General features: G+C 56.2%; 10 protein-coding genes. 9 read left to right on the plus strand and 1 reads right to left on the minus strand.

Annotation, left to right across the window (positions count from 1 at the left end; genetic code table 11):
- The first annotated feature begins 146 nt into the window (after positions 1-146).
- The 9 genes from AEAC466_RS45185 (at position 147) to AEAC466_RS27440 (ending at position 10,425) form a co-directional block, all read left to right on the plus strand.
- Complete coding sequence (locus AEAC466_RS45185) at positions 147-353, plus strand: DUF1653 domain-containing protein (protein WP_023456948.1); 207 nt, start codon at positions 147-149, stop codon at positions 351-353.
- A complete protein-coding gene (locus tag AEAC466_RS27410) occupies positions 353-1,576 on the plus strand; it encodes a DUF2800 domain-containing protein (RefSeq protein WP_023456949.1) in 1,224 nt (407 codons plus the stop codon). The genes AEAC466_RS45185 and AEAC466_RS27410 overlap by 1 nt, the downstream gene beginning before the upstream one ends.
- A 12-nt stretch (positions 1,577-1,588) precedes the next feature.
- Positions 1,589-2,233 carry an ssDNA-binding protein gene (locus tag AEAC466_RS27415; RefSeq protein WP_081714534.1) on the plus strand — a complete coding sequence of 215 codons (645 nt, stop codon included), beginning with the start codon at positions 1,589-1,591 and terminating at the stop codon, positions 2,231-2,233.
- Between the two features lie 444 nt (positions 2,234-2,677).
- Positions 2,678-4,819 (plus strand): hypothetical protein, encoded by a 2,142-nt coding sequence (locus AEAC466_RS27420; protein ID WP_023456952.1) that lies wholly within the window; start codon positions 2,678-2,680, stop codon positions 4,817-4,819.
- Positions 4,816-5,745: a hypothetical protein gene (locus AEAC466_RS0122075; RefSeq protein ID WP_023456953.1), complete on the plus strand. Its 930-nt coding sequence runs from the start codon at positions 4,816-4,818 to the stop codon at positions 5,743-5,745. The genes AEAC466_RS27420 and AEAC466_RS0122075 overlap by 4 nt, the downstream gene beginning before the upstream one ends.
- A complete protein-coding gene (locus AEAC466_RS27425; RefSeq protein WP_023456954.1) occupies positions 5,745-6,032 on the plus strand; it encodes a hypothetical protein in 288 nt (95 codons plus the stop codon). The genes AEAC466_RS0122075 and AEAC466_RS27425 overlap by 1 nt, the downstream gene beginning before the upstream one ends.
- A 1-nt stretch (position 6,033) precedes the next feature.
- The gene (locus AEAC466_RS27430; RefSeq protein WP_023456955.1) at positions 6,034-7,671 is read left to right on the plus strand and encodes an SNF2-related protein; all 1,638 of its coding nucleotides are present in this window, start codon (positions 6,034-6,036) and stop codon (positions 7,669-7,671) included.
- Between the two features lie 155 nt (positions 7,672-7,826).
- Positions 7,827-8,546 (plus strand): helix-turn-helix domain-containing protein, encoded by a 720-nt coding sequence (locus AEAC466_RS43625; protein ID WP_155913494.1) that lies wholly within the window; start codon positions 7,827-7,829, stop codon positions 8,544-8,546.
- A 136-nt stretch (positions 8,547-8,682) separates the two neighbouring features.
- Entirely contained in the window at positions 8,683-10,425 is a 1,743-nt protein-coding gene (locus AEAC466_RS27440) for a DNA cytosine methyltransferase (RefSeq protein WP_052025063.1), read from the plus strand.
- A gap of 7 nt (positions 10,426-10,432) precedes the next feature.
- On the opposite strand, the gene AEAC466_RS27445 is transcribed toward AEAC466_RS27440, so the two are convergent.
- Positions 10,433-10,660 carry a helix-turn-helix domain-containing protein gene (locus AEAC466_RS27445; RefSeq protein WP_023456958.1) on the minus strand — a complete coding sequence of 76 codons (228 nt, stop codon included), beginning with the start codon at positions 10,658-10,660 and terminating at the stop codon, positions 10,433-10,435.
- Positions 10,661-10,994 lie beyond the last annotated feature (334 nt).

Here is a 10,994-nt window from a genome sequence, read left to right on the forward strand (position 1 = left end):
CCCCTCAGATGAACCTTCCCCGGTACATCCCCCATCGTACCGGGGAAGGCTTTTACGCAGGCAGCGGGACCGCACCACGCGGTTAAGGGTTCGTCCCTTCAGTTGGAATCCGACTGCTGTCTCCGCAAAAGCCTTAGAGGTTTACAATGTTCGAAATTGAACCCGGCCAAGTCTATCGCCATCACAGCGGTCGTGTCTATACCGTTTTGTACTTGGCGAATGCATCGGTCATATCAGATCGCTTTCCGATTACTGTTGTCTATATTGGTGCCAACGGTAACGTTTGGTCACGTCCATTAGCGCAGTTTTTGGAGAAATTTGAACTCCTTCACGATGGAAAGAGCACCGTCTAATGGCAGCCCATGCTCGCATAGGCCCGTCGTCGCTTAAGCGTACGATCAACTGCCGCGGCTCTATCCGCGAGTTGGAAAAGCTTACGCGCACGTCGAATGACGCGGCTGATGAGGGCTCCTGTCTCCACACCTTTTGCGAGGAAGTGCTCAATTCCGAAGGGCTGCTTGAGCCGTTCGACCTGATCGGGAAAACGTACGAGCACAATGGCTACAACCTAACGATCACCCTTGATCACGCTGAACATGCGATCAACGGCATCGATTGGATACGCCAACAGCCGGGCGAACTTCTGGTCGAGCAGCGTGTCTCACTCGAACCATGGATGCCAGATCAGTTCGGCACTTGCGACGTGGCAATCCTCGACGACGACCTGTGCATCATTTTCGATTGGAAATGGGGCAGCGGTGTTCCGGTAAAGGTCGAGGACAACCCTCAACTCAAAGCGTACGCGCTTGGGTTTCTGCATACGGTTCTTCGCCCACGCGGGCAGGAGCCATCGACGTTCCGGCTGATCATAGAGCAGCCGCGCAACGCGAAGGGTGGCCGCTATTACGAACATTGGGACATATCCTTAGAGGACCTGCTGGAATTCGGGGAATTGCTCAAAGAGGTCTACGCCGACGTGATGAGCGGCACGGCGCCATGCGTGGCCGGCGAATGGTGCAAAGAGACCTTCTGCGACGTGATGAAAACGGAGCAGGGGTGCCCGGCCTACAATCGCATGATGATCGATCTGCTCGGACCCGAGTTCGATGATGACGATCTGGATCTTGAAGACCCTGATCTGATCACACCTGAGCGACGTGGGCGTATCGTCAAGTGGGCGGCTGAGATACGCGCTTGGCTCGCCAAACTGCATGAAGACAGCATCGACGCGGCTTACGCCGGCCGTACTGATCCGGGCTTGAAGCTTGTGCCGGGCCAAAAGGGCGACCGCTATTTCACCGATGAAGAAGAGGCCGAACTCATCCTGGGCGCGGCTCTTGGCGCCCAAGCTTTCACGTTTAAATTGAAATCTCCCGCGCAGGCTGAGAAGGACCTCAAACCTGGGCGGAAGAAGGTGGGCAATAAGACCGCATGGTCCGCGCTCACCGAACTGATCGGTCAGGACGAAGGGAAACCTGTTCTCGTGGCCGATTCCGACCCTCGCCCGGCCCTCAAACCGCTGCGCGATTACTTTGACGACGATGATGACGCGTCGACTTTTTCTCTTGATGACTAGGAGGCTTGTCTTATGGCAACCGACAAACTTGATGACCGTGAATCCAGAACTGTAATGCTCAAAAAGGTTCGGCTCTCCTTCCCGAACCTGCGCACGAAGACCGCAGCCGTCAAAGGCGGCAAGGAAAAATTCGGCGCCAATTTCCTGCTCGACCCTAACAAACCGGCCCACAAGAAGCTCATGGACCAGATCGCGAAGGCTGTCGAAGCGGCTGAAATGAAGGAATTCGGCAAGGTTGGGCATATCAAAAAGACTGTCCAGGACCCCAAGCGGAAGTGTTACCGCAAGGGCGAAACCTTTGCCAACCAGGATACCGGCGAAGTCTATGACGGCTATGCCGGCATGGTCGTCGTGTCGGCTTCCGCTGATCGTCGCCCGACGCTCTTCAATCGAGCCAAGGAAGAAGTTGACCTCGAAGACATCGAGGACGTGTTCTACGGCGGCTGCGTGGTTGATGCCAAGGTCAGCTTCTTCTGCATCTCGGACAAGGACAAGGGCGGCAACGGCCTGTTTGCGACCGTCGAAGCGATCCGTTCGTGGGAAGAGGGCGAATCCTTCGGCCGTGCTCCGACCAGTTCGGATGAATTCGATGACGATGATGACGACGGCATGGACGGCGGCTCGTCTGCCGACGATGACGACGACCTATTGGGTTGATCTGATGCCCGGTCGCTTCGGCGGCCGGGTGTTCAGGTGAGGTGTGGAACCGTCAGTACTGTGAGATCAGAGCGCTCGCACGAATGCGGTAGGCATTAGCTGAAGGCCGGCGCGTCCCCAGTGACCCGGTTGTCTTAATTGATCGCACAAGCCGCCACATCTCTCCCCAACATCCGGGAGCTTTTAAATGATCACTTATGATCCGACACGGTGGACCGGTCGCCCTTTTTGGGCCCAGACGCCATATCAATTTATTCAAACGTGTCTACGACGTGCGCTTTACCCATGGTCGGGCGGATGCGAGTGCTGCGTGGGACAAGAGCATTGGCAAGGTTGCTATTGCGCATATGTCGGCGGAATTGCTCCAGGAATAGGCCCTGAACGCTGGCGTGTTCTCCTTCGCCAAACGATCGGGCGGCTGTTTGACATCGAGTCGAGATAGCCATGTCTATACTGGTTGCTGATACCGAGGTGTATCAGAACTTCTTCTATATCGGTTACAAGAGACTGTCGGATGGCCTGCGCGTCGGTTTCGAACTGAGCGAGCGGTCGCCTAAGCCGGATCGTGCGCGCGTGCGCAAGATCATGATGTCGAACACAAACATCGGCTACAATTTCGCCGGCTTCGACAATCCGTTGATCTGGGCATTCATCAATGGCGCTGACAACAAACGTCTGAAATGCCTTGCGGACGGCATTATCAACAACAAGGTCCGGTGGTGGGACGCCGAGAAATTCTGCGACGTAAAGATACCGCGGAACTGCGACACCATAGATTTGATGGAGCCGCAGCCGAACGCGATTGCCGGCTTGAAATCCCTGATCGCACGCATGGGCGGCAAGTGGTTGCAGGAATTGCCATATCAGCCTGACGAAATCCTCACGCCCGAGATGATGGACCGGGTTATCGAATATAACCAGTACGGGGACCTGGACGGCACCGAACTGCTCTGGAAGACGATGAAGGAGCCAATGGATCTGCGTCTGGCTCTCGGCCGGCAATATGACATGGATTTCCGGTCCAAGTCTGACAGCCAGATCGGTGAGGCGATCGTCAAAAAGCGCGTCGAGCAGATCACGGGCAAGAAACCGGAGAAGGCTAAGGCGCGCACCGGCTACACGATCAAGTACAATATTCCCGACTTCCTTCACTTCAAGCATCCGCACCTGGTCGAAATCCTCGATCGCCTGCGTACGACCGAATTTTACGTCAACGCCAAAGGCAAGGTGAACTTACCCACCTGGCTGATCGGCAAGACCAAAAAGCGCGAGATCAGCCTTTTCGACGGCAACGGCAACGTCATATTCGACCCGGCGAACGATGATGAGGCGGGACCCGGCCTCGGCCTCATACCCATCGGCAAGACCATCTATAAGATGGGGATCGGCGGGCTGCACTCGACAGAGAGCAACCGGGCCGTTCACTCCGACGCGAACTATGTGCTGATCGATGCCGACGTGGCGTCGATGTACCCGACCCTGATCCTCCTGCTGAAGCTGCTGCCGCCGGCATTGGGCGAGGCCTTCTGGATCGGATACGCCGGCATCAAGGGCGACCGCCTCAAGGCTAAAAAGCGCGGCAAAGAAATCAAGGAGGCGATGAAGGATGACGGCCGCACTGAGGCCGAACTTCACAAACTCCTCGGTGAACTGCTTGCCTGCGAAGTCGTCGACAAGGGGCTCAAGATCGCCTTGAACGGCGTGTTCGGCAAGCTTGGCTCGATCTGGTCGATCCTGTTTGCTCCCGAACTGCTGCTCGCCGTCACGCTCACTGGCCAGCTTTCGCTCCTGATGCTGATCGAATGGGCCGAGGAGGCCGGGATTGAGGTGGTAAGCGGCAACACAGACGGCGTGCTGTTCAAATGCCCGCGTTCTATGTTCAACGGGTTTGCCGTGAAGGACGCTAAAAAGACCGACCGGTTAGCGCCTGGACCTCTCGAAGCGATCTGTTCAGCCTGGGAAAAGGCAACTGGAATGGATCTCGAATTTCAGGAATACAAGGCAATATACAATCAGTCGGTCAACTCTTATTTCGCTATCAAGGCCGATGGCGGTCATAAGCGCAAGGGGCCGATCGCCAACCCCTGGTCGGATCACCCGGACGACCGGGACCCGCGCGGTCAGTTGATGAAGAACCCCCAGTCAACGATCTGCTCAGATGCTGCACTGGCCCTGATCAAGTATGGCACGCCCATCGAGAAGACAATCCGTGACTGCATGGACATCCGGCAGTTCGTCACGGTGATCAAGGCGACCGGCGGCGCTACCTGGCGCGATCAATACCTGGGCAAGGTCGTGCGCTATTACTATTCGACTGACGGCGATCCGATGTTCAAGGCCGTGCCGAACGATAGCGGCAATTACCCGATGGTCCCGAAAACCGAAGGCTCGGCACCGTGCATGATTCTGCCCGACGAGTTCCCGGATGATATCGACTATCGCCGCTACATCTATGAGACCGAACAACTGTTGATGGACATCGGCGCTGTCTGGCGGCCGCCTGTCCTTAAGAAGGTCTCGACGAACCAACGGTCGCGCAAGCTGATCCTGAACGACTACCTCTCAGCCATGCGGGCGGCAGCATGACGTTTCACTATCGCGACGGTACATTTGCTACTGACACTTCAGCCTTTACGCTACTATTGGCTGCCTTCGCCTACGAAGCTAAACCCGTTATTGCAGTCTGGTTCTCGTGCGGCGCGGCCAGTGCTGTAGCGGCAAAACTTACAATCGAACGATACGGCGCCACTCATGATGTGAGGCTGCTGAATAATTTCGTGTTGGAGGAAGACGGAGACAACCGCCGTTTCCTGCGCGAGGTGTCGGAGTGGTTAGGTTATCCAGTTGAGCAGGTAGCGCACCCCGATTACCCGAACTGTAGCGCGGTAGAGATATTCGATCTGCGCAAATTCATGAGCAGCCCGAAGGGTGCGCCATGTACGATGCTCCTCAAGCGAGGCGCACGTCAACACTGGGAACAAACCCATGATGTTGCATGGCATGTTATGGGATTTACGGCGGAGGAAGAAGATCGACACGACAACTTCATTCTGACAGAGCGCGATAACCTTCTGCCCGTTTTAATTGACGCAGGGCTGACAAAACAGGACTGCTTCGACATCTGCCTTGCCGCCGGTCTGACGCTGCCTCGCATGTACCTCTGGGGCTATCCGAACGCGAATTGTGTCGGATGCGTGAAAGTGAACTCTCCGACCTACTGGAACCATGTTCGTCGCGTCCACCCGGAAGTCTTTGCGGCGAGAGCCGAGCAGTCGCGCCGCCTAGGCGTTAGACTAGTTCGTGTGCGTGGCGCAGGTAAGGGGGAGCGTACACGCATATTTCTCGACGAACTGTCGCCCGATTATGTCGGTGGTCCTATGAAGTCGCTAAAGATGCCCGACTGCGGCATCTTCTGTGAGGAAAAGCCACGTTTCAAGCTTATAAATTCGTCGGGCACATATCGCAAAGCTCTCTGGCCCACATATCTCAGCGCCATGCGGGCGGCAGCATAATGGCCCGAGAACTCGCCATCGAGGGAGATGTCGTCGAGTGGGCCGAGGATAACGGCTGGATCGTACGCAAGATGTCTTACATCGGTCGGCGCGGCGCCGCCGACCGGTTTTTCTTCGGTTACGGGCAGATCGTGCTCATTGAATTCAAGAAACGCAATGGCGCTCTGTCTGTTCAGCAGGCGCGCGAGCGTCAGCGACTGGCCGCGGTGGGCGTTACCGTCCACCGCGTCGACACAGTGGCCGAAGGCATTGCGATCCTAGAAGGCGTCATGTTGTTGGCGGCATAGCATGTTAAAAAGAGAACACCTTCGTCCCTACCAGGAATTCATTGTCGGCAAGATCGTGCAGTCCGTGCGACCTGGACCTGAGAAACTGCCCGGCCTGATGGTGGCGTTTGAGCCTGGGGGCGGCAAGACGGTGAGTGTGTTGACCGGCTTTGACGACGCCCTGAACGAAGGGCTGATCAGAAAAGCGTTGATCGTGGCGCCGCTGCTGGTCGCCCAGACGGTCTGGCCGGAGGAGCCCCAAGAGTGGGAACATCTGCAACATCTGCGGCCATTGCTGATCCGCGTTGAAGATAATGACCCTGAGGTCCTGGCCCGCTCGTTGCCGGTTTACCATGAGGCGTTGACGCGGTTCCGGAATGAGACGGCAACGTGGTTTACGTTCGGCTTGAGCCCACAGGACTTCGCCGGCTTATTGCGCCTGCTCAAGATATCGCCGGAACAGCGGGCCGCGCGCACCAGAGATGCGGCGGAAATCTCGATCCGCGATGAATTGATGGGACGGCTCGTGGCCGACCCCGCGCCGATCCATGTGATCAATCGCGAGGCGTTACCCTGGCTGTGGGACTATGCTCGGCGAAAGAAGACCTGGCCGTATGACGTGATGGCCATTGACGATTGCCGCGAAGGCCGGACGGCAAAGACCAGGGTTAAGCGCGACAAGGAAAAGCAGGAGAAAGCGCCGTTGTCCCGCTGGGGCATTATGGCGCACGCCCGCAAACATATGAAGGCGGTCATCCAACTGACAGGGACACCCACGCCGAAGGGGCTGCATAATATGTGGGGCCTGATCTACCTGATCGACCTGGGCAAACGTCTCGGCACTGCCAAGACGCCGTTTTACGAGCGCTACTTCGCGATGAATGAATACTTTCAGCCTACCGATCCGAAAGAGGGGGCGTTCAAGGCGATCATGAGCAAGGTGACAGACATCATGTTCAGTCTCAGGCCCGAGGATTTGCCCGATCTGCCCGATTTCATCATCGACCCGATCCGGGTGAAGCTCAACGACAAGGTGCTCAAGGAATATCGTCGTTTTGAGCGGACCCTGGTGTCGGAGGAATACGACGTAGAGGCGGCCAACGGCGGCGTGGCGCACGGTAAGAAATTGCAATTCGCCAATGGCTCGATGTTCCGGGAAGACGGAAAGGATGTCTGGATTCACGACGCCAAAATAGAAGCGCTGAAAGAACTGGTCGAACGACTGGACGGCACGCCGCTGCTTGTCACCTATGACTTCGAGTTCGATAAGGAGCGCATCATGCGTGCGTTTAAAGACGCCGTTTTGCTGACGCCGACGAACTCAATGCAGTTCACGCGTGATTGGAATGCCGATAAGATCCGTGTCGGGCTGTGTCACCGGGCGTCGGCCGGCCACGGTCTGAACCTGCAAAAGGGCACGGGACATATGTGCGAATATGGCCTGACGACGGACGCCGAGTTATATCTGCAGTTCAAGAAGCGGCTGCATAGGCCGGGGCGGAAGACAACGGTGTTCAATCATGTCATCATTTCCGAAGGCACGATCGACGAAGATGTATTTCCGATGTACCTTGATCCAAAGATCGAAACGCAGGAGCGAGTCCTGGAACACGTCCGGATCGACTTGCGTGACCCAGATCTTGTTGACTTATTGTCTTAATTCCCGTCCGTGGATAAACGTAAAACGTGCGAATCACGTATAAAGGGAAATTAGGCTTTATTTTCAGACACTTAACGACATTCCGCATTGACATAATTAATTGACTATCACATTTAGTGTGAAAGTCAGACGCAATTATTATGGGTGTAATGCAGATGAAGAGCGAAACCAAGAGTGCTGAGGCGCGTGTACCGCGGGTCTATCCGTATAAGGAATTCGGTGAGCGTCTTAAGCAGGCCTGCGACGGCAATCCGGATGTTCCGGAGCCGAATTACGGCCGACTCGGTTGGTTCGTTGAGAAGCTTGCAAACGTCGGCGTAACTGCGTCCGCAGAAACGGTTCGAAAGTGGTTTGCCGGCGAAACCTTCCCGCGAGCGAAGGCTATTGATGGCCTGGCGCGCATTCTTCAAGTCGATCTGGCTTGGCTAACGGTTGGTCACGGCGGCACATTTGATGCTCGTGAGAAAAAGGTGCGCAACGCACTGGCCGACGGCATTGTCAACGTCGTTGCCGGCTTCATTCAGATGCACGGTGGGAGCCCGGCCTTTCCGGAGCCGAACGATAAGCGGGCGCGCTCCGAAGCGATTGACCTATATACGGTTATTCGTGGCGCACAGTACGCGTTTCAGATCGCACTGGGCACCGAAGATGGCGACGGCGTGAAATTTTCCGTCAGGCCTGCAGGGGAGGGGACGTTCATCCTGGGCGCCGTAGCGAGCGGCGATTTTTCCATCGAGATCATTGAGATCGATCATGAGGGATTGGCCGAGGTTGGCACCCGCAAGAACGGCTTGATCGAACTGCGGCTCGACAAAACATTCTCGGTAAAAGGGCGAACCTTCAACGTGATTAAAAATTTCCGCGAACGCCTATAGACATTCAAATTTAAATTGAAAGTCACGTATTAAGTGTGTACGGTTCCGGTCTAATCCCCGGAGCCACAAAGTGCAGTTCCCACATTCTTCAAAAGTTCGCTTCGGGTCCGTCTGTTCTGGGATTGAAGCAGCGAGCGTGGCATTGTCTCAGTTCGGCTGGAAAGCTGCATGGCTTGCCGAGGTCGACGTAGCAGCGTCTCAAGTGCTGGCGCATCACTATGGTGCCACAGCACCCGTTTTCCCGCTTGATCCCGATGCACCCGGCTTGTCCGACGACGACCGCAAGGCTCGGCTGACTGCGATTAAGGCGGCTAAAAAGCTTTCCTGGGGCCAGCAAATTACCAATTTTGGGGATATGAGCAGGATTGGCCGCATGATCGCGAGGGGCGAGGCCGAGGCGCCGGACGCGCTTGTTGGCGGGACGCCATGTCAATCTTTCTCACTGGCCGGCCTACGCAGAGGTTTAGAAGACGCCCGCGGCCAACTTACCCTTTCTTTTTGCGCATTAGCGGATACGATCGATGAAGTCAGAACCGGCCGAGGTGATCAGCCTTGCGTCATTCTCTGGGAAAACGTGCCCGGAGTACTTAACCACAAAGACAATCCGTTCGGTTGCTTCCTTGCTGCGCTCGCCGGTGAAGACGTGCCTCTCATCCCACCAGGGCGAAGGTGGACGGACGCTGGTGTTGTCATTGGTCCCAAAAGAGCAGTCGCGTGGCGGATCGGAAACGCCGAATTTTTCGGCCTGGCCCAACGACGCAACCGTTTGTACGTTGTCGCAAGTGCTATTGAGGGGTTCGATCCCGGAGCAGTACTTTTTGAGTTCGACGGCGTGCGAAGGGATTCTGCGCCGCGCCGAGAAACGGGGGAAGCGATTGCCGGAACCCTTGATGCTCGCTCTACAGGCGGCGGTTTCCCCGGCACAGACGGAGCCTGTGCCGGGCACATCCAACCTCACGAGCGACGACCTGATGGACTTGCTAATGTAGCGCTACAGAACGTTACCGGCGCTTTGAGCGCTGGTGCGCACCCTAGGGGCTTCAATGGTCAGGACGCTTATAATGATATGTTGATACCGATGGCCTTCGGTCGCAACAACACGTCAGGTCCAATTACTGCTGCTGCTGCTGCTCTAAATGCGCATGGCGGGCCACACGGGCGACTAGATTTCGAAAGTGAAACGTTTGTTCTTGAGCCCATCGGATTTAGTTCTAAGGATTACGGAGCAGACGCCGCCGCCGAACTAGCGCCCACTATGAGGGCGATGAACCATGCACAGAGCCATCCGAACGCGGGCGGTCAGATTGCAGTGGCCTATGCGGTCGCCTTGCGAGGCAGGGAAGGTGGTGGCACTATCGAACTTGGCGATGAGGTGAGCAACACACTGCGGGCGTCGGGTGGTGGTGGTGATAAAGCCTATTGCGTAACCGGAGAAGTAACGCACACGCTGAAGGCCGATGGGTTCGACGGGTCCGAGGATGGCACTGGCCGAGACCAACCCATCACAACGGCTTACCGAGTAAGTGGCAACCAAGGGGTATGGGAAACCGGCAACCGCACCGACGCCCTGACTGCGGCCAATGATAGTTCCGCGCAGTTCCTTATCCGGTCACAGATGGCCGTCCGCAGATTGCTGCCAATCGAATGTGAGCGACTTCGAGGCTTCCCTGATAACTATACACTGGTGCCGATCGGCAAGAGGATGGCAGCAGATGGGCCGCGCTACAAACAACTGGGTAATTCGTGGGCTGTCCATCATGTTCGCTGGATTGGTCAACGCCTCGACGCCGAACTTCGCCGGTCCAGGGCTTGTCATGAAGCGATATCTACGCCTGACCTACTGGCGACCTACTTCGAAGCGATGGCTCTAGCTGCGTAGAACCATATTAAGCCTTCGGCACCCACGGCAGAAGCTTAGCCTGCAGCGCCGCGAAATGCACACGCCAGTGACCCGGCGCACCAATTCCAGGGCGCTCCCATTTCTGTATCGCCTGGGTAGACAGGCCGCACATGGTCGCCAGCATCTCTTGCGTCCAGCCCATCTCGGCGCGGAATTGCTTGATGCTCTGGCTGTCGAGCGGCATGTAGATATCTCGCGGATCGGACGGTGACATTTCGCTCTCCTTCTGCTATATTGGGGAAGGTAGCCGACGTTTCCGCCGACTACCAACCCGCTTTAGAGGGGCCTTACTTTCTGAACCAGACTTTGCAGGTGAGGATCAGTTTGGTGAGGCCCCACTTAGCGGAGAAGTGAAACCGTAGTTTCATCGGCTTCTCCTTTCTAAGCCATCAGGCAAAGCGACCTGACCCATTCTTTCTACTATTACTCAGTAGTAGTTGCAAGCAAAAAAGACAACATGAGACAATAAAATCTGTTGGTATTTTTGTTGGTATCGCCAAAATAAATTCAATAAAATCAATGGCGTTAGGGGACCTCAGGGGTCGCCA

This window comes from Asticcacaulis sp. AC466, assembly GCF_000495815.1.
Classification (GTDB): Bacteria; Pseudomonadota; Alphaproteobacteria; order Caulobacterales; family Caulobacteraceae; genus Asticcacaulis.

What these genes read in the sequence shown, in the direction of transcription:
- AEAC466_RS27430 (WP_023456955.1), top strand. Translation starts at nt 6,034, where the DNA reads ATGTTAAAAAGAGAACACCTTCGTCCCTACCAGGAATTCATTGTCGGC.
- AEAC466_RS0122075 (WP_023456953.1), top strand. Translation starts at nt 4,816, where the DNA reads ATGACGTTTCACTATCGCGACGGTACATTTGCTACTGACACTTCAGCC.
- AEAC466_RS43625 (WP_155913494.1), top strand. Translation starts at nt 7,827, where the DNA reads ATGAAGAGCGAAACCAAGAGTGCTGAGGCGCGTGTACCGCGGGTCTAT.
- AEAC466_RS27420 (WP_023456952.1), top strand. Translation starts at nt 2,678, where the DNA reads ATGTCTATACTGGTTGCTGATACCGAGGTGTATCAGAACTTCTTCTAT.
- AEAC466_RS27410 (WP_023456949.1), top strand. Translation starts at nt 353, where the DNA reads ATGGCAGCCCATGCTCGCATAGGCCCGTCGTCGCTTAAGCGTACGATC.
- AEAC466_RS27425 (WP_023456954.1), top strand. Translation starts at nt 5,745, where the DNA reads ATGGCCCGAGAACTCGCCATCGAGGGAGATGTCGTCGAGTGGGCCGAG.
- AEAC466_RS45185 (WP_023456948.1), top strand. Translation starts at nt 147, where the DNA reads ATGTTCGAAATTGAACCCGGCCAAGTCTATCGCCATCACAGCGGTCGT.
- AEAC466_RS27415 (WP_081714534.1), top strand. Translation starts at nt 1,589, where the DNA reads ATGGCAACCGACAAACTTGATGACCGTGAATCCAGAACTGTAATGCTC.
- AEAC466_RS27445 (WP_023456958.1), bottom strand. Translation starts at nt 10,660, where the DNA reads ATGTCACCGTCCGATCCGCGAGATATCTACATGCCGCTCGACAGCCAG.